We start from the raw sequence: 19375 nt of genomic DNA, 5'->3' as shown, positions 1-19375 counted from the left end.
GGGGGCCATTTGTTAATGAAACGGACTGCTGCCATTATGCACACGCTGTGGATAATAAAAATGGGTACGGACGTCATTAAAAATTATTTTAGTAATCCCGCACAGAGAGTAGGAATATTTTCAATTTTGTTTAATCCTGTTAAATTTTCTAGGGCATATGAAAAATCAAGTTAAGAAGGCTGGCGGCCTCGCTTTTACCCGCCACTTTACCCGGGATGGAGTCAGCCCATACGATCAGTTCGAGTACGAAATGCGTTCGTCAGTGATCCGCAACCCCGGCGGAGACGTGGTGTTTGAGATGAATAACGTGGAAGTGCCCAAAGCATGGTCGCAGATAGCTACCGATATACTTGCACAAAAATATTTCAGAAAAGCCGGCGTGCCGCAGGCAGACGGCTCGCTGGGCCGCGAAACCTCCGTGAAACAGGTGGTGCACCGCATGGCCAATTGCTGGCGCGCCTGGGGCGAAAAATACGATTACTTCGCCTCCCCCGCAGATGCCCAGGTTTTTTATGAAGAGCTGGCGTACTGCATGCTCAACCAGGCCTGCGTACCCAACTCTCCCCAATGGTTCAATACCGGCCTGTACGAAAGCTACGGCATTAAAGGCAAGCCCCAGGGCCATTATTATGTGGAGCAGAACACCGGCAAGCTGGAAAAGTCCACCTCGGCCTATGAAAGGCCGCAGCCGCACGCCTGTTTCATATTAAGCGTGAGTGACGACCTGGTGAACGACGGCGGTATTATGGACCTCTGGGTACGGGAAGCCCGTATCTTCAAATACGGCTCCGGCGTGGGCACCAACTTCTCCCAGATACGCGGGGAAGGGGAGAAACTTTCCGGCGGCGGTACCTCCAGCGGCCTCATGAGCTTCCTGAAGATTGGAGACCGCGCCGCCGGCGCTATCAAAAGCGGTGGTACCACCCGCCGCGCCGCTAAAATGGTATGCCTTGACCTGGACCACCCTGAAATACTGGAGTTTGTGAACTGGAAAATGGAGGAAGAGAAGAAAGTGGCCGCCCTGATTGCCGCAGGTTATTCTTCAGACTATGAAGGAGAGGCCTACCGCACGGTTTCCGGGCAGAACTCCAACAACTCCGTAAGGATCCCCAACAGCTTTTTCCACACCCTGGCAGAAGACGGCGAATGGGAGCTGAAAGGCCGCATGAACGGCAAAACCGTTAAAACCGTAAAGGCCTCCGACCTCTGGAACCAGATTGCCTACGCGGCCTGGCGCTGCGCAGACCCCGGCACCCAGTACGATACCACCATCAATGAATGGCATACCTGTCCGCAGGGCGGGCGTATCAACGCCTCCAACCCCTGTTCCGAATACATGTTCCTGGACAATACGGCCTGCAACCTGGCCTCCGTGAACCTCCGCCGCTTTTTCAACGAGGCAGACAACCGCTTTGACGTGCCCGGCTTTGAATACACGGTAAGGCTGTGGACGGTAGTGCTGGAGATTTCCGTGCTCATGGCACAGTTCCCCTCCAAAGAAGTAGCGCAGCTGAGTTACGATTACCGCACCCTGGGCCTGGGGTATGCCAACCTCGGCTCCATGCTGATGGTGAGCGGCATTGCGTATGACAGTGATGAGGCCCGCGGTATAGCCGGCGCCATCACCGCCATCATGACCGGCGTATCTTATAAAACTTCCGCCGAACTGGCCAGCCACCTGGGCCCCTTTGCCCGGTATGCAGAAAACCGGGAAGACATGCTGCGGGTAATGCGCAACCACCGCGCCGCCGCTTACGACGCCGCAGATGCCTACGAAGGCATAGAAATAAAACCCCAGGGCATCAACGCCCGTTTCTGCCCTGACTACCTGCTGTCTGCCGCCACCAAGGCCTGGGACGATGCCGTGCAGCTGGGCGAAAAATACGGCTACCGCAACGCGCAGGCCACTGTAATTGCCCCTACCGGCACCATTGGCCTGGTGATGGACTGCGATACCACCGGGGTAGAACCGGACTTCGCCCTCGTGAAGTTCAAAAAGCTGAGCGGCGGCGGTTATTTCAAGATCATTAACCAGTCTATTCCCACTGCCTTGCGCAACCTGGGATATAAAGACAACGAGATCCGCGCCATTGTGGATTATGCCAAAGGCACGGGCAGCTTTGCCGGAGCGCCTTACATCAATACACAATCTCTCAGCGAAAAAGGATTTATTGCGGAAGAGCTGAAAAAGCTGGATACCGCGGTGGCCTCCTCTTTTGATATCAGTTTTGTATTCAACGTATACACCCTGGGCGAAGAATGCCTGCAGCGGTTAGGGTTCAAGCCGGAGCAGTATTTCAGCCTGGAGTTCAGCCTGCTGCATGAACTGGGCTTTACAGACGAGCAGATAGAGGCCGCCAATGATTACGTGTGCGGCACCATGACGGTAGAGGGAGCGCCCTACCTGAAGGAGGCACACCTGCCCGTATTTGACTGCGCCAATAAATGCGGTAAAAAAGGCGAGCGCTACATTCACCCGCATGGCCACATCCGCATGATGGCCGCCGCGCAGCCTTTTATTTCCGGGGCCATTTCCAAAACCATCAACCTGCCCAATGAAGCCGTGGTGGAAGAAATTGCCGACGCCTATAAACTGAGCTGGGACCTGGGCCTGAAAGCCTGCGCGCTCTACCGTGACGGGTCTAAACTGAGCCAGCCCCTCAGCAATAAGAGCGATAAAAAGAAAAAAACCGCCGAAGCGGCAGAAACTGCGCCCGAAGCCGCAGCAGCCCAGATCATAGACATGAACAAACTCACCATAGATGAGCTGCTGGAAGAGCTGAACAAACGCATGATAGCCAGTGCAGACACTTCGCTGAAAAGGGCGCTTTCCCGCATAGTGGAAAGAAAAACCTTGCCGGCCAAGCGCAGAGGCTTCACGCAGAAAGCGAAAGTGGGCGGCCAACCCATTTTCCTGCGCACCGGGGAATACAATGACGGCACATTGGGCGAAATATTCATAGACCTTGCCAAAGAGGGCTCTACCCTGCGCAGCCTGATGAACTGTTTTGCCATAGCAGTGTCTGTAGGCCTGCAGTACGGCGTGCCGCTGGAAGAGTTTGTAGATAAGTTCGTGTTCACCCGCTTTGAACCTGCCGGTATGGTAGACCACCCGAACATCCGCTCTTCCACTTCACTGATAGACTATATTTTCAGGGTGCTGGGGTATGAATACCTTGGACGAACTGATCTTGTGCACATACTGGACGCGCCGGGCAACACCGGGGAAGAGGAGTGGGATGAGCCCGTGGTGAAACCCGAACTTTCCAATGTAAGGGTGGTAAGCCAGGTGCAGGCGCCCACTGCCCCGAAAGCGGCCAAACCGCAGGCAGTAGCGGCTCCCAGCGGGGAAAGCAGCACGCAGGACTACATGCGCAGCATGCAAAGCGACGCACCGGCCTGCAACACCTGCGGTCATATTACAGTGCGCTCCGGCACATGCTACAAATGCCTGAATTGCGGCAACAGCATGGGTTGCAGCTAACATAATTTAGGAGTGTTTAACAAACGCCGCTTAAGAAGAGCAAAACACCGGTTCTCTGAAAGCAGCGGTGGCAGGGAGTTTCTGGGGATTGAGATGAATATTTACTTTGTTAATTATTTGTTATTCAACCCTGAAAATTTCAAATAAAGTTAACACTGATATACCTTTGTATACAAATAGGGTTTTCATAGGATAGTAACAAATTGAGGGCGCTTTTCTAAGTGCCCTTTTTCTTTTTAATTACGCTATGATAAAGAGTTTGAAGGGAACAGGCATGTTTCCTTTTTTTGTGCCCCGTTATGCAGGTGCGCACCTCTCCGGGTGCGTTTTGAGCGCCCGTTTTCCAGAAAGAATGTGGAACGAAATTGAACGAAATGATCTCAAGCTGGTGGATGGCTGTGTTTGGTGCCCGTCATAGCAAAGACGGTATGCACCATTCTCCGTTTCAAACGGGTAAAAGACGAACCTACAACGAAGCTACAACGAACCTACAACGAACCTACAGCTTTCGGCTGAAGGTCCGTTCATCACCGGGGGAAGCTTCGTTGTAGGTTCGTCTTTTGCCCGGCCATGAAGGCAGCGGGCTTTCTGCGAGACACTGGTTTGGCCCACCTTAACGGGGCGCCTGCCTGTACTTTCCTTTCGCCAGGCCTTTCATTTGTTAATAAAAAAGGAATTATTAGCCCGTCTTTACCACTTCCCGCTATCCAATTCTTGCTTTTTAATTCAATTTTGTTCAAAAAATGGCCCTTATATTTATTTTTTTTAATTTAAAACGACATATTTTGAGGTTTTTGAATATTCCGGTAAGGGCGGCAATAGTTATTCAATTTATTTTATATTTGTTAAAGTATTAATTTTTTATATGGTTACTGTCCTATGAAAAACCAAATATTCCTACACCGCGAGAATCTTCTTGCAAAGTAAATGACTCTCGAAAGCAATGGATTTTTCCATTGCTTTTGTTTTTTCAGGAAGTGCAGGAATACCGGAAGGAAGGAATTAACAAAAACCCTGAAACGAAGTCCGCTCAGACTGGCAGCAGATCACAGAAAAAGAACCGGGTGTCCCAGTGGGCCGGGTCGTCTTTTACGTCACCGTTTTTTTCGCCATCATCTTTATAGCAATCACCTCCCTGGCTGGAGGTGGAGGCCGGGGCGTACACTCTTTCAACCGTTTCACCTACCTGGAATGCCACAGGTGCGGCAAAGAGGGGGCCGTCAAACACAAAGCTGTGGAACTCGCCGTTTTCTCCGCAGGGGTCTACCCCGGCAGGGAGATCGGCGAGGAAGGCCTCATCAATCAGCCGCCCCGAAAAAGAGGCTGGCAGGTACCGCGCATTGACGCATACAACAATGGCCTTGAAGCCGGCCCTGATAAAATCCCGCACCAGTTCAGCGCTATCTCGCTTCCAGAGAGGAAACACCCCTTCCATGCCTGCCTGGGCCAGCTGTTTTTCCCGGTAGGCACGGAGGTCTTCCAGGAAAATATCCCCGAAAACGGCATGGCGGATGCCTTCCGCCTGCAGGGCGGCCAGCTGCTCCGTCATAATGCGGTTATAGTCTTCCATGGATGCGTTTTCCGGGAGATACGCCTTTTTGAGGGCAATACCCGTTTGGCGGGCCTGTTCGTCCAGCAGCTCCTCCCGCACGCCGTGCATGGATACCCGCCGGTAGGGGCCGCTGAGGGTGGTAAAAAGGTACCGTACCTGCCAGTTGCCCTCCTGCTGGAGGCGCCAGAGGGCAAAAGAGGCATCTTTTCCCCCGCTCCAGTTGATATAAGCGTTCATATACCCGTAAAAATAGGGAAAGGACCATAAAATGAGGCTTTCCTGCCCCGGCGGAAAGATTTTCGGCTGATTTTGCAACTTTTTGACAACCGGCTCGTCTTTTTGATATACGGCCTCAGTTAACACCGGGAAATCCGCATTTGGTACCGTGAAAACGCCAGTTTGTAACGCCGGCAGTATTTTATATTATTTATTTTGTATTTTTAGGTCATTAAAATTTACCCGTATGAAAAAGCTGTTGTTTTTGATGGTACTGGGTATGGTAACCACCACTGCAGCGTTCGCCCATAACGATAATGGCGAAAAAGGATTTAATAACGGCGATAAAACCGATAAAGGGGCTAAAGCCAAAACTGCCAACCGGCTTGAAGAGTTCATATGGACCCTTCCGCAAGGCAGCAGGGTAGAGAAAGTAGATGAGTCCGACGTACAAAAAGCTATTGTAGACCTGTACAAATGGTATTTACAGAACGAAACCCGTATCAATAACAGTCCCTCCGTTAATGGTGATGAGGAAGATAATATAGTAGCTCCCTTCAAGGTAGACCGCAAGGTGTTACAACAGTACCTGAAATTTATCAAAAAGAATTTCCCCGGGCTGAATGAAGAAGACCTGATGGATAAGAGCAATGTTACTTCTGCCAATCGTAAAGCTGCACCCGTCTCTTATTCTCCTGACCTGGACGCGCCGGTATCCTTGAGCCCTTCAAAATAATTTCGTAAGTTCGTTGAATGCATTTTCTGCAGTTCACTTACAACAAGGAAGAGGTTATTCATGCATTACGTTTCCACTTTCTGCGCCGCGGCGAAATAAAGGTATTTCGTAATACCCTTATTATTTTGCTGATAGCCACGGTGGCCGGTTACCTGTTCAGGGTAGTGAATTTCAACGCCCTGCTGGGCATTGCGCTCATGATGGTGATACTGGGCTGGGCCTTCTGGTACCTGCTGCCGGTTTCTACCTACAACAAGGCGGCTACATTCAAAGACAATATACGCCTGCGTTATAATGAGGAAGGCATGGCCATAGCCACCGGCCAGGGGGAGCGGGCGGTACCCTGGGATAAATTCTCGCAGATCATCGAAACAAAATCTTTCTTTTTCCTGTACCGTGACAAGCGGAGCTTTTTTCTGATACCTACCAGCGCCTTTGAGAACGAAGAAGCGCTGAACGGTTTCAGCAAGCTGATGCAGTCTATTTTCAGTGACTACCGGCGGCTGAACGGCGCCTGAAGCTGCTTGTACATTTCGTAGTGTGGAATGCCTACCTCCACAAATTCTTCGCCTCTTACCTGGTACCCGTTTTTGACATAAAAAGGCAGCGCTTCCTTGCGTGCATGCATCATCAGTTCCGTAAAACCTGCGGCGCGGGCTTGTTCTTCCGCAAAAGCCAGTATGTGGCTGCCGGTACCTTTGCCCTGTAAATCACTGTCTACCGCCATCTGCCGGAGCTGCACAGCTGTTTCGCTCAGGGGGCTGAGTATGCAGCAACCCAGCAGGGCATCTCCTTCAAAACAGCCTATCAGCACATCATTGATCTCTTGCTGCAGGTATTCGGGAGAAAAAGTGAGGCCCAGTGGTTTGCGCAAGACCTTGTCACGCAGGGCCACCATGGCCTGGTAATCACAGCTGCCGAATTCTATAGTACGGATGGTGCTCATGAGGCAAATGTACTATGGAATGCTCTGAAAATAATCCACTATCAGCGGCGCCACAGATTTCACGGTGAGCATGGGATCATTGATCTGCAGCGCATTGGGATGCGTATCTGTACACACCACCTGTTGTATGAGGCCGCTGTTGCGGATCTTCTCAAAACCGTCTCCCGCAAAAATGCCGTGGGTGGTAATAACGGCAATGCTGCTGGCCCCTGCGTCCGCATAAGCCTGGGCGGCATGCAGCAGGGAGCCGCCGGTGCGTATCATATCGTCATAAATAATGACCATACAGTCTTCCACGTTAGCGCTGATAGCGGTGATCTGCGTTTCTTCCCCGGAGAGGCGGCGTTTGAACACAAAGGCTGCCTGCACGCCCAGGTCATTGGCGAGAGATTCTACCCATTTGGCGCGGCCGGCGTCTGTACTGGCCATTACGAAAGGCCGGCCCTGCGAGAGCTCCAGCGCGGCATTGCGCACTATCAGCTTGCCATAGAGGTGTACGGGGCGCACATTGCTTTCAAAATAATAGGTGATGCCGTCTACATGAAGGTCTATCATGATCACTTTGTTGCCGGCGGCAGTGGTGGGCAGCGCGGAAAACAATATGGCCCGGTTCTTGGCTTTTACTACTTCCCCGGTTTTGACGGCCCTTTCCATGGTGGAGTAGCCGAAGTAGGGGATGATGATATTGAGGCACTGCGCGCCGTTCTGGATACAGCCGTTGGCAATGTCAAACAGCTCCAGGGTTTCCTTGTCATCTATGGTGCCGCCAATAAGCACCACTTCCTTTCCGCTAACGTTGCTGGTTATACGATGGTAGTGCTCCCCGTCAGGGAAATCACGGATGGTAATGCTGCCGTTTTCCCAACCGGCCGGGGCCAGGGCCAGTACCCTGTCTTTCAGGTATTGGTACCGCTGGGTGCAAAACAGTATTTTTTGAGGCATGGGCGCTTTTTTCTGGTGTAAGTACCCGAAAATAGAGAAAACTGCCGTAGGAAATAAAAAATATAAATTTTCCGGATGTTTGCGTTGCCTTAGAAAATTATTTAACGTTTTTTTTGAGGTTGGAACGCTAAATTTGAGAGATTAGTATGAAGCATGTTCTGTTCAGATACACTGTTGCACTTTTATTCTTTGTTGTGCCCGCCCTCCAGGAGGCTGCGGCCCAGGTGCGCATATCCGGCATGGTGTCCGATGCGGATACCCATACCGGCCTGCCTTCTGTGAGTATCTGGAACAAACGCTCCGGCTATGGTACTGTGAGTAATGAAACCGGCCGCTATTACATTGAGGCCATGCCGGGAGATACCATTGAATTTTCCATGATCAGCTATGTACGCACGCACATTGTGGTGGGCGTTGTTTCCAATACGCAGAACATTGCGCTGAAGCGGCATGTGTTTGGCCTGCAGGGCGTTAACGTAAAGGGCCGTATTTACCGGCGAGACTCGCTGGCCATGCGTGATGAATACGGGAGAATATTTGACTACAAGCGGCCCGGCGCCATGGACGTGCTGAAAACCCTGCCCAGCAACCCCATTACGGCGCTCAGCTACCTCATACCCAGCAAAACGCGCAAGCGGAGGGAGAAGTTCGGGGAGCAGCTACGGTACTGGGAAGCGGAAAAACATATTGACTACCGGTACAACCCTGACCTGGTAGCGCGCATTACCAAGCTGGAAAGCCCCATGCTGGACTCTTTCATGTACGCCTACCGGCCCAGCTATACGTTTCTTATGAACGCTTCGGAGTATGACCTGATGCTGTTCATCAAACAGTCTTACGAAAAATTTGCCCGGCAGAAGGGGCTGCTCCCGAAAGACTCTTCAGAACCGCAGCAGTAATTTAATATTGCGTCCACTACCTGAAAATTAGCGCTGTTGCCCTTGACGGGCTGCATCCTGTACCACTGTGGTGCAGTGTCTCAATGGCCCCATGGAATATCCGCGGCCAATGGGCCCCTGCCCGGCCCTGCACTGACGCTGAAGGGAGTGACACAACGGCGGCCCGGTCAGCACGCTGCCGCTGGTACCATAAAAAAACCGGCCGCATGCTGCAACCGGCTATTTCATGTATAACTTTCCTGTTAGTTATTTCAGCAGGTCGCCCTTTAGGCGGCGCAGCTCTGTTTCAGCTATCTTGGCATTGTAGCGGGCCTGGATGAGGCGTGTAACGGCCAGCTCCAGGCTTTGCTGGGCTTCTTTCACCTCCAGCGTGGTAGACACCCCTTCGCGGAAGCGCTCCAGCGCCACCATGGTGTTTTCACGGGCCAGCTCCACGCTTTCTTCTTCCAGGTTGAGCGCGGTTTTATAATACTCGTAATCTTTGAACGCATTTCTCAGCAGCAGGTCTACCTGGCTCTGCTGGTTTTCCAGCGCCAGTTGCTGGTAAGCCATGTTCAGCTTTGCGTTCTTCAGTTCCCGGTGGGCGTTGAGGCCGTTAAAAATGGGCACTGTGGCGGAAAAACCGTAGTTAAAGCCGCGGCTCTGGTTAAACACGGGGCTGAACTGGTTCACGGCCGCGCTGGCGCGTGACTGGTTGAAGTTATAAGCAGAGTTGAAAGAAACAACGGGGTAGAAATCACCTTTCCGTTCCTTCACGGTAAGCCTTGACACTTCTACGTTCTGACGCGCCACCTGCAATTGCGGGTTGGTGTTCTGGATGTTAGCCGCCACATCTCCATATACGAGGGAAAGATTAACGGGGATGGTATCCATCACGTCATAATTGGTGCTTTCGTCTGCAATGGCCAGCAGCTGGTTGAGGGCGGCCTTGCTTTGTTCTATGACCGTTTGCTGGCGCAGCCACATGGCGCGCTGCGCGTTATAGTCTACCTTGGCCTGCAGATAATCTGTTTTGGGCGCCAGACCGGTCTGGAACTTGGCGTCAGACAGCTTTACCCTTTCATCTGAAATAGACATCTGCTCTGCAAAAGCGCGGAGCTGCTGCTTTTGCTGGGCAATATTGTAGTACGCGTTGATGATGTCTGCAATAGAGTTTTCCACCTGGTTTTTCACGCCCAGCTCGCCCAGTATTTCAATGGCCTGGAGGCGCTGGCGGGTGGCAAACATCTTGAGACCGTCAAACAGCGTCCAGTTGAGGTTTACCGCTGCCTGCACCTGCCTGTTCTTGAGGCCGCTGGTATCCCGCTTGTTACCATTGCCAAACTCCTGCTTGGTGGCGTTGTTGCTCCAGGTTTTGGTAGCAGTGCCGTTTATGCGGGGGGCAAAGGCAAAGTTGGCGTAGTCAAAATCGTTGGCCGCAATTTCCGCATCGGTGCGGGCCAGGCGGATGTCGTAGTTATTTTTCAAGCCCAGGTCTATTGCCTGCTCCAGCGTAAGCACCCGTTGCGCCTGCGCTCCTGAAGCCAGCAAAATAAAAAGCAGACCTGCTAAAATTCTTCCTGTCAAAGTCATTGTATTAAATAAGTTATGCGTGGGCTGCAGCGGCTGCAGCTTCCGGGTTTTCTAAACCTGCTTCTTCTTCATCGTCAACGGCCTTTTTCCTGCGGCTGAGGAAAGTGTACATGGCGGGAATCACATACAAGGTCAGCACCAGTGAGAACACAATGCCGCCCACAATTACAATACCCAGCGGAATACGGCTGGTGGCCGCCGCGCCTAATGACAGGGCAATGGGCAATGCACCCAGGGCCATGGCAAAGCTGGTCATCAGGATGGGCCTGAGGCGCATGGCGGAGGCCTCTACGGCCGCGTCCGTTTTTTCCCTCCCGGCGTCTCGCATGTGGTTGGCAAATTCCACAATGAGGATGCCGTTTTTGGTAACAAGGCCAATTAGCATGATCACCCCGATCTGCGAGAAGATATTCCAGGTTTGATTGAATAGCCATAAAGAAAGGGAAGCGCCCGCAAATGCCAGGGGCACCGTCAGCATGATGATGAGCGGGTCCACCCAGCTTTCAAACTGTGCGGCCAGGATCAGGTAGATCAGCAGCAGCGCCAGAATGAGCGCAAAGGAAGTATTGGAGCCGCTTTCCGCATAGTCTCGGGAAGCCCCGCTCAGCGCCGTGTTGAAAGAATCATCCAGCACGCCTTCTTTCTTCAGCTTCGCAAATATGCCGTACATGGCGTCAATACCATCTCCCACCGTTTTACCGGGCGCAAGGCTGGCGGAAACAGTGGCGGATTTGTACCGGTTAAAGTGATAGATAATGGGCGGGCTCGTTTCCTCGTGGATGGTTACCAGGTTATCCAGCTGGATAGCTTCGCCGCGGTTGTTGCGCACATAGATATTCTGCAGATCGTTCGGGTCGTCCCGGTCTCCGCGGAATACCTGGCCCATTACCTGGTATTGTTTACCGTTGCGGATGAAGTAGCCGTACCGCAGGTTGCTGAGCGCCAGCTGGAGCGTGGAAGAGATGTCTCCTACGGACACGCCCAGCTCACTGGCCTTGTCTCTGTTGATGCTGATACGCAACTCCGGTTTGTTGAATTTCAGGTCTACGTCTACCGCCTGGAACACCGGGTTTTTATTCGCTTCTTCCAGGAAAACGGGCAGTGCCGCGGCCAGGCTGTCAAAATTGATATGCTGCAGCACAAAGGCTACCGGCAGGCCGCTGCGGCGCCCTACCTGGATGGTTTGAGATTCAATGGCAAACACCCTGCCTTCCGGGAAGCGGTACATGTTCCGGTTCACCATGTCTACGATCTCCTTTTGCGAGCGGGTGCGTTCATTCGGCTCTGTCAGCGCTATGTTGGCAAAGGCGCTGTTTACAGCGCCGCCGCCGCTGAAGCCTGGAGCGGTAACCGACAGCACGATCTTGTTTTCAGGAATGGAATCCATCATGAACTGCGAAAGCTTGTCCACATAAGCGTCCATATAGTCGAACGAGGTACCTTCAGGCGCCGTTACGGTGAGGCGGAACTGGCTTCTGTCTTCAATAGGCGCCAGCTCAGACTGGAGGTTCCTGAATATTATAAAGATGATGCCCAGGCAGGCAAAAATGATCACGATAGCTATCCATCTCACTTTCATGAATTTGGCAAGCGAGTTTTTGTACCCGTTGTCCATCCAGTTGAAGAAGGGCTCTGTTTTAGTGTAGAACCAGGAATGAGAATGCGTTTTACGGCCCAGTTTTACGTTGAGCACGGGTGTAAGCGTGAGGGATACAAAGGCGGAAATCAGTACCGCGCCGGCCACTACAATGCCGAACTCCCGGAACAGGCGGCCTACGAAGCCCTGCATGAACACAATGGGGAGGAATACGAAGGCGAGCGTAATGGAGGTGGCAATTACCGCAAAGAATATTTCTTCAGACCCCTCTTTGGCCGCGCGCATACGCGGCATGCCCGCTTCTATCTTCTTGTAGATGTTCTCCGTTACCACAATACCGTCATCCACCACCAGCCCCGTGGCCAGTACAATGGCCAGCAGTGTAAGGATGTTGATGGTGAACCCGCAGACGTACATAATAAAGAACGCGCCGATGAGAGACACGGGAATGTCTATCAGCGGGCGGAAGGCCATGAGCCAGTCACGGAAAAACAGGTAGATGATGAGGATCACGAGTGTGAGCGCTATCACCAGCGTTTCTTCCACTTCTGCAATAGACTTCCTGATAAAGCGGGTATTGTCAATTGCGATATTGGTGGTGATATCAGACGGCATGTCTGCCTTGATCTGATCGTACCGTTTGTAGAACTCGTCTGTAATGGCCACGTAGTTGGAGCCCGGCTGGGGCGTGAGGGCCAGCGCTATCATGGGAACGCCGGATTCCTTGAGGATGGTCTCTTCATTTTCCGGCCCCAGTACCGCCTGGCCAATATCCCGCAAACGGATCACGTTGCCGTTTACGTTCCTGATGATCAGGTTGTTGAACTCCTCTTCGGTATCAAGCCGGCCAAAGGTACGCACGGTGAGCTCCGTGGCGTTACCGGCTATTTTACCGGAAGGCAGCTCTACGTTTTCTTTCAGCAGGGCATCCCGCACGTCTGTTGGCGCCAGGCTATAGGCGGAAAGGCGGGCCGGGTCCATCCAGATACGCATGGCGTACTTCTTTTCACCCCATATGCGGATGGAGCTTACGCCGGGAATGGTCTGCAGCTTTTCCAGCAATACGTTATTGGCATACTCCGTCACTTCCAGCTGGTTGCGGGTATTGCTTTGCACCGTCATGGAAATGATGTAATCAGAGTTGGCGTCTTCCTTGGATACCACGGGGGGCGCATCCAGGTCAGGCGGCAGGTTGCGCTGCGCTTGAGATACCTTGTCGCGCACGTCGTTGGCGGCCGCTTCAAGGTCTATGTTCAGCTCAAACTCTACCGTAATACTGCTGGTACCCTGGCTGCTGGAGCTGGAGATGTTCTTGATGCCGGCAATACCGTTGATGGATTTTTCAAGCGGTTCCGTGATCTGTGTTTCAATGATGTCAGAGTTGGCGCCGGCGTAGGAAGTACGCACGTTTACAATGGGCGGGTCAATGGCGGGGAAGTCACGCACCCCCAGGAAGTAGAAACCCACCAGGCCGAAGATCACTATGATGATGTTCATCACAATGGCCAGCACCGGCCGCTTAAGAGATATGGAAGGTAAGCTCATTAGTTAGTTCATTTAAGATTGTAGATCCGATAATTCTCCGTTCGCAAAAAACATTCTGTTCTCTACAGTCTATTGTACCTTGTTGTATTTGATGGGCATGCCCGCTCTCAGCTGCATAATGCCGGTGGTAATAACAGTATCCCCAATATTCAGGCCACTGGTGATCTGTACGTTGTTCTCATCCCTGATGCCGGTTTCCACTATTACAAATTTGGCCTTGCCGCTGTCTGCCACAATCACCGTTTTGTCCCTGGTGCCGGGTATAACAGCCTGGGAGGGCACCATGATAGCGTCCGGCATGTCTTTCAGGAAAATAGTGACCCTTGCAAAGGTGCCGGGCAGCAGGGTGCCGGGGTTGGGTACCATGGCCCTGATGCGGATGGTCCTGGTGGCCACGTCCACCTGCGGGTCTCGCGCGTAAATGCTGCCTTTGAAGGTATTGGTATCTCCCGCGGCCCTGAACATCACGGCATCTCCCTGTTTTACGATGGTGCGGTATTTCTCGGGAATGGAGAAATCTACCTTCAGCGGGTCTATTTGCTGCAGGGTGGTGATGATGGTGGTGGGGGCCACAATGGCGCCGAGGCTCACATTGCGGAGGCCGAGGCGGCCGCTGAAGGGGGCCCGGAGCTCCGTTTTCTGGAGCTGGGTGCGGGTGTAGGCGATGTCTGCATCGTAGGCGCTTACCTGGTTGCGGGTCACGTCTACGTCCTGCCGGCTGATGCCGTTTATTTTCAGCAGGTTCTCCTGGCGTTCCAGGGTGGTTTTGGCCAGCTGTTGCTGCAACTGCAGTTTCTGAAGCTGGGCTTTCAGGTCTTCATCATATATTTTTACCAGGAGGGCGCCTTTGGCCACCTGGGTGCCTTCTTTAAAATAGAGGCCGGTAATGCGGCCGGAAATTTCGGGTTTTACTTCAATTTCTTCGTTGGCCTGGAGGGTACCGCTGGCTTCAATAGCCTGATCGAGCTTAACGGGTTTTACTATGTAGGCGTCTGAAAGCGTGCCGCGGCCGCCACCACGGGTGGGAGCCTTGGCCGCGCCGCCGGCGGCTTCGGGTTCTTTAGGGCTGCTTTTGGCCGTCAGTTTATAAATAAGGAAGCCGGCGAGGGCCAGCGCCAGGAATAACAGAACGATTCTAAAGGTCTTATTGCGCATGTTTCGTGTGTATATAAAGACTATTGCAAATTACGTGATTTCGCGGGCGGACAAATTTAATAATTGGACGTTAAGCCGCTCCCGATCCGGTTTTATTTATGGTTAAGTGGCTGAATACGGGTTTGAATGGTCAACTTGCATGTCGTAACACCGAATTAGGCTGCAAAGAGGGGCTTATATATATAAAGGTGTAAAAAGAAGGCTAAATATGATGTTTTTTAAGTATGCCAGGGGGTAGGCTAATCAGGTTGTAACCCGCTATGCGCGTGATTTGCAGGGGAAATATATATGTTACTGAATTGGAAAATCTGGGTTAAAATTTGGCTATCTCCTTGGCAATTGAATAAAAATTATATTTTTGCAGTCAAGTTTTAAACCAAAAACACTTAAAATTATGTCAGACATTGCATCAAGAGTTAAAAAGATCATCATTGACAAATTAGGCGTTGACGAGGCCGAGGTAACTCCTGAAGCCAGCTTCACCAACGACTTAGGCGCTGACTCTTTGGATACGGTAGAACTGATTATGGAATTCGAAAAAGAATTCAACATCTCCATTCCTGACGAACAAGCAGAAACCATCACCACTGTTGGCCAGGCAGTAGCTTACCTGGAAGAACACGTAAAATAATCCAACAAACCAGAACTGTTTTAATGCAACCAAGACGAGTAGTCGTTACAGGTTTAGGCGCGCTGACACCGCTCGGCAATTCCGTTGATGCTTATTGGCAGGGATTGGCGAACGGTGTATCCGGCGCTGATTATATCAAGCAGTTTGACGCCTCCAAGTTCAAAACCCGTTTTGCCTGCGAACTGAAAGATTTCGATCCTGCCCAGTATATGGACAGGAAGGACGCGCGCAAAATGGACCCGTTCACCCAAACAGCCGTAATAGCGGCAGACCAGGCAGTGGCTGACGCAAAAGTGGACCGGAACTCCGTTAACGTAGACCGGGTGGGGGTGATATGGGGAACCGGCGTTGGTGGGATGATCAACTTCACGAACGAGCTAAAGGAATTCCATTCCGGAGATGGTACCCCGCGTTTCAGCCCTTTTCTGATTACCCGCCTCATACTGGATATAGCCGCAGGGCATATATCCATGCGGCATGGTTTCAGGGGGCCGAACTTTTCGGTGGTATCTGCGTGCGCATCAGCTACCAATGCCATCATTGAGGCTATGTACGCCATCCGCTACGGTAAGGCGGACATGATCATTACCGGGGGATCTGAGAACATCATCAACGAGCCTTGCGTTGGCGGGTTTAACGCCATGAAGGCCCTGAGTGAGCGGAACGATGATCCTAAAACAGCGTCCAGGCCGTTTGACCTGGACCGAGACGGGTTTGTGATGGGCGAGGGCGCCGGCGCACTGGTGCTGGAAAGCTACGAACATGCCATGGCCCGCGGCGCAAAAATTTATGTAGAACTGGCCGGCAGCGGCGCAACGGCAGATGCTCACCACATTACGGCGCCTCACCCGGAAGGGCTGGGCGCGCGCAGCGTAATGACACAGGCATTGAACGATGCAGGCCTGCGGCCGGAAGACATTGATTACATCAACGTTCACGGAACCTCTACACCCCTGGGTGATATAGCGGAAGTGAAGGCGATACAGCAGGTTTTTGGCGAAGCGGCCTACAAGCTGAATATCAGCTCCACCAAATCCATGACCGGGCACCTGCTTGGAGCAGCAGGCGCTGTAGAGTCTATCGCAGTTATCAAAAGTATATTGGAAAGCCTTGTTCCGCCCACCATCAACCACTTCACAGACGATCCCCAACTGGATGCCGGGTTGAATTATACCTTCAACGTTGCACAAAAAAGAGAAGTAAGGGCGGGGCTCAGCAATACCTTCGGGTTTGGCGGCCATAACGCCTCTGTTGTTTTCAAAAAATTTGTTCCTTGATTGTGTGAAAATACTTCCAGGATATTTATATAAGCTCATCTACGGGAAAAGGCAATTGTACAAAGACCTTTACAACTTGCTGGGGTTTCACCCCGGTAACCTGGCATTGTATGAAGTAGCCTTAAGCCACCGCTCCAGCAAGGAAAAGTTCCTGGAAAGCAACGAGCGGCTGGAGTACCTCGGTGATGCCATCCTGGGCGCAATAATCGGGGATTACCTCTTCAAAAAATACCCCTACAAAACAGAAGGCTACCTGACGGAAATGCGCTCCAAAATAGTGAACCGGCAGCAGCTGAATGATATTGCCATCAAAATGGGCCTGCGCAAGCTCACTATTTACGATAAGTACAACTCCTTCCTCAAGATCAGCCAGATATTCGGCAATACGCTGGAAGCGCTGGTAGGGGCCGTTTACCTTGACCGCGGGTATAACCAGACCAAACAGTTTGTTCACAAGCGCATACTGGTACCGTACATAGACCTTGAAGCGCTTGAAACGGTAGAAATGAACCACAAGAACAAACTCTACGGCTGGGCCAACAAAAACGGCAAAACCCTTGAGTTTGAGCTCATTGAAGAACAAATGGACAACGGCCGCCGCATTTTCACCGTGGGCGCCATGCTGAACGGTGAGCTGATCTGCACCGGCAAGGCCTTCAATAAAAAAGACGCCAGCCAGATAGCCGCCTCCCAGGCCATAGAGCTGCTGGGCATTGGAACTGACGACGGAAAATGATCCTTCCCTTCTTATCTCGATCTCACATCCACTCTTAAAATTGTTTTCAACCGCTCCGCCGGCGTTTTGCCGGGGTCAGTAATGTATACCTCACGGTGGGGGCTGCTGGCTTCCAGCTCATGCTGGGCAATATAACCGTAAAGTTTTTGCAGGGAAGGCGCTTCTTCATGATAAGAGCCGGTGTGCAGCAGTTGTACGGCCAGGGTGGCGGGGCAGCGGTCAAACGCAAATTCATCGAGATAACGCAGCTTCCGGTTGCCGGCCAGCGCAATGGCCTGCTTGCAATCGTTCACTGTTACAAATGCCGGCAGCTGGATGAGCAGTTTCCAGTACCATTCTTCCTTTGGCACCTCCGTGAGCTGTTCTCCGCCGGGCGTCCACCACAGGCCTTCGAGGGCAGGCATTTTAAAATCGTTTCCCTGCAGCTTGCAGATCTTTTTGATGTTGTAGGCAGCCGCGTACAGCGCCTTCATTTTTGCGGTAAACAGCGCCGCGGCGGGGTCTCCGTTGCCTTCCACGGCCAGGTAGCTGGCGGCAGGTATGGTTACCAGCTCGGGGGCGGGTTTGGAGCGGTAATAGTGTTTCTGTTCTTTGGAGAGGTCTGTTTTTTGCATGACTGTTTGCATTTCATACAAAGTAAACAGCCGGGTATGACAGCCCTATGTCAGGAGTAATGGCCGCGTAATTCTTCTATGTGCTGGCGCACCATTATTTTGAGGTCTTCCGGTTCCACAACGGTGGCCCGGTTGCCCATCATCAGCAGCCAGCGGGAAAAATAGCCAAGGCTGTTGTACATAAAGGTTATTTCTACATAATCATCCACCGTTTTTTCCTGCACCATGCCGTAATGGTATTTCTGCTCTCCCAGGTAACGCGCTATATCATGCCGGAACTGCACCCTGATGAGCGTAGGCTGGTCAGGGTCTGCCTGGAACTCGTTGGCAATGTATTGCTGCAGGCTGATACGGCTGTTTTTGTCAAACGCCTGCTCCGTGAGCGTCAGGGATTTGATGCGGTCTGCCCTGAAATCCCGGTAGTCATTGCGGAGGCGGCAGTAGCCAATAAGGTGCCAGCTGCTGTTCATGTGGAATATGCCGATGGGCTCCACTTCGCGGCGGCTGGTGGAATCACTGTAAAAAGAATAGTATTCAATGGAGAGCACGCGCTGGCGGGCCACGGCGTCCTGGATATCACTCAGAAAGCGGTTGGGGAACGCTGATTCTCCCCGGCGGCCGCGCAGTACGGCAATGTTCTCGTCCAGAGACTCCAGGAAGTCTTTATCACTGCCCCGCAGCACCGCCCGTATTTTTTGCATGGCGTTGCTGAATTGCTGCCGGTTGGAATGGTCACTGTGCTGCTCCATCAGTTTTTCCCCGGTAAGCAGGGCCGCGGCCTCTGTACGGTTGAACATCACCGGTGGCAGGTGGTAGCCTTCCACGATGTAATACCCTGTGCCGGCTTCCGCTCCAATAGGCACGCCGGCTTCTGTAAGCGCCTTCACATCGCGGTATACCGTGCGCAGGCTGATGCTGAAGCGGTCCGCAATTTCCTGGGCCTTTACTATTTTTTTGCCCTGGAGCTGTACAAGAATGGCAGTAAGCCGGTCTATTCGATTCATACGCCAAATTTACATTTTCCCGCGCTAGAGCAAACGCCGGCTTTTTTTTCCTCGTATTTAAACTTACAGAGCGGCTGCCTGTCTAACAATGTGACCTGGTAAAAAAACGTGTTTCAACACGCATGTATTTGTGAAATACGGCGTCTAATAAGTCAAAAACAACCATTTGAAAGATATTCAACCGGTTAAGCGGTTGTAAAGTACTAGTTGCTGTTACAGCATATAGTTAGGTTAAATGGTAAAGCCCTGGCAATTCTTTGCCGGGGCTTCCTTTTTGGGCCACTGCGGCCCTTTCATTTGCAATCAATAACAAATTTTTAACACCTATCCGGTGCATGGGCATATAAATTTGGAACAATTGCCACCCGCAAGGGCGGCAATGAATTAAATTGGAGCGTATTGTTGGGCCTGGGGTTCTCCCCGGGCCCTTTTATATCTGCAAGGCCGCCTTTCATTAACGAGAGCTTAA

The 19375-nt window shown here is 52.1% G+C and carries 15 protein-coding genes; 7 read left to right on the top strand and 8 right to left on the bottom strand.

From position 1 onward, the window contains the following. Positions 1-157 precede the first annotated feature (157 nt). A complete protein-coding gene (locus tag ABDW36_RS01915) occupies positions 158-3484 on the top strand; it encodes a vitamin B12-dependent ribonucleotide reductase (RefSeq protein ID WP_343700190.1) in 3327 nt (1108 codons plus the stop codon). A 1030-nt stretch (positions 3485-4514) separates the two neighbouring features. Here ABDW36_RS01915 and ABDW36_RS01910 read toward each other — a convergent pair. Then, on the bottom strand, positions 4515-5273 hold the full coding sequence (locus ABDW36_RS01910; RefSeq protein WP_343700189.1) for a diphthine--ammonia ligase: 759 nt from the start codon (positions 5271-5273) through the stop codon (positions 4515-4517). 226 nt (positions 5274-5499) lie between these two features. Here ABDW36_RS01910 and ABDW36_RS01905 point away from each other — a divergent pair, with 226 nt between their 5' ends. Both ABDW36_RS01905 and ABDW36_RS01900 read left to right on the top strand, forming a co-directional pair. Beyond that, positions 5500-5988, top strand: a complete 489-nt coding sequence (locus ABDW36_RS01905; protein WP_343700188.1) for a hypothetical protein — start codon at positions 5500-5502, stop codon at positions 5986-5988. Positions 5989-6005: 17 nt separating this feature from the next. Continuing rightward, on the top strand, positions 6006-6506 hold the full coding sequence (locus tag ABDW36_RS01900; protein ID WP_343700187.1) for a YcxB family protein: 501 nt from the start codon (positions 6006-6008) through the stop codon (positions 6504-6506). On the opposite strand, the gene ABDW36_RS01895 is transcribed toward ABDW36_RS01900, so the two are convergent. Together ABDW36_RS01895 and prs are read right to left on the bottom strand one after the other, a co-directional pair. Further along, positions 6482-6934, bottom strand: a complete 453-nt coding sequence (locus ABDW36_RS01895) for a GNAT family N-acetyltransferase (RefSeq protein WP_343700186.1) — start codon at positions 6932-6934, stop codon at positions 6482-6484. The two genes, ABDW36_RS01900 and ABDW36_RS01895, sit on opposite strands and share 25 nt — an antisense overlap. 12 nt (positions 6935-6946) lie before the next feature. Beyond that, complete coding sequence (gene prs / locus ABDW36_RS01890) at positions 6947-7876, bottom strand: ribose-phosphate diphosphokinase (RefSeq protein WP_343700185.1); 930 nt, start codon at positions 7874-7876, stop codon at positions 6947-6949. Between the two features lie 146 nt (positions 7877-8022). Here prs and ABDW36_RS01885 point away from each other — a divergent pair, with 146 nt between their 5' ends. Next, the gene (locus tag ABDW36_RS01885; RefSeq protein ID WP_343700184.1) at positions 8023-8775 is read left to right on the top strand and encodes a carboxypeptidase-like regulatory domain-containing protein; all 753 of its coding nucleotides are present in this window, start codon (positions 8023-8025) and stop codon (positions 8773-8775) included. Positions 8776-9021: 246 nt separating this feature from the next. On the opposite strand, the gene ABDW36_RS01880 is transcribed toward ABDW36_RS01885, so the two are convergent. The 3 genes from ABDW36_RS01880 to ABDW36_RS01870 all read right to left on the bottom strand — a co-directional run bounded on the left by ABDW36_RS01880 (position 9022) and on the right by ABDW36_RS01870 (position 14644). Beyond that, positions 9022-10341 (bottom strand): TolC family protein, encoded by a 1320-nt coding sequence (locus tag ABDW36_RS01880; protein ID WP_343700183.1) that lies wholly within the window; start codon positions 10339-10341, stop codon positions 9022-9024. A gap of 19 nt (positions 10342-10360) precedes the next feature. Beyond that, complete coding sequence (locus ABDW36_RS01875; protein ID WP_343700182.1) at positions 10361-13489, bottom strand: efflux RND transporter permease subunit; 3129 nt, start codon at positions 13487-13489, stop codon at positions 10361-10363. A 69-nt stretch (positions 13490-13558) separates the two neighbouring features. Further along, positions 13559-14644 (bottom strand): efflux RND transporter periplasmic adaptor subunit, encoded by a 1086-nt coding sequence (locus ABDW36_RS01870; RefSeq protein ID WP_343700181.1) that lies wholly within the window; start codon positions 14642-14644, stop codon positions 13559-13561. Between the two features lie 394 nt (positions 14645-15038). Between ABDW36_RS01870 and ABDW36_RS01865 the strand changes: the two genes are divergently transcribed. From ABDW36_RS01865 to rnc, 3 genes are read left to right on the top strand one after another with little or no spacing between them, the layout of a single operon-like run. Beyond that, on the top strand, positions 15039-15275 hold the full coding sequence (locus tag ABDW36_RS01865; RefSeq protein ID WP_012788038.1) for an acyl carrier protein: 237 nt from the start codon (positions 15039-15041) through the stop codon (positions 15273-15275). Positions 15276-15298: 23 nt separating this feature from the next. Beyond that, a complete protein-coding gene (gene fabF / locus ABDW36_RS01860; protein ID WP_343700180.1) occupies positions 15299-16552 on the top strand; it encodes a beta-ketoacyl-ACP synthase II in 1254 nt (417 codons plus the stop codon). A gap of 4 nt (positions 16553-16556) precedes the next feature. Beyond that, positions 16557-17288, top strand: a complete 732-nt coding sequence (gene rnc, locus ABDW36_RS01855; protein ID WP_343700179.1) for a ribonuclease III — start codon at positions 16557-16559, stop codon at positions 17286-17288. An 11-nt stretch (positions 17289-17299) separates the two neighbouring features. Here rnc and ABDW36_RS01850 read toward each other — a convergent pair whose 3' ends face one another. Together ABDW36_RS01850 and ABDW36_RS01845 are read right to left on the bottom strand one after the other, a co-directional pair. After that, complete coding sequence (locus ABDW36_RS01850; protein WP_343700178.1) at positions 17300-17902, bottom strand: GyrI-like domain-containing protein; 603 nt, start codon at positions 17900-17902, stop codon at positions 17300-17302. 50 nt (positions 17903-17952) lie between these two features. Then, positions 17953-18906: a YafY family protein gene (locus ABDW36_RS01845; protein ID WP_343700177.1), complete on the bottom strand. Its 954-nt coding sequence runs from the start codon at positions 18904-18906 to the stop codon at positions 17953-17955. Between the last annotated feature and the right edge of the window lie 469 nt (positions 18907-19375).

Origin of the sequence: Chitinophaga sp. (assembly GCF_039596455.1) — a bacterium.
In the GTDB taxonomy this organism is placed as follows: domain Bacteria; phylum Bacteroidota; class Bacteroidia; order Chitinophagales; family Chitinophagaceae; genus Chitinophaga.
Note: the sequence above shows the minus strand (reverse complement) of the source record. Positions and strands in the feature narration are given on the sequence as shown.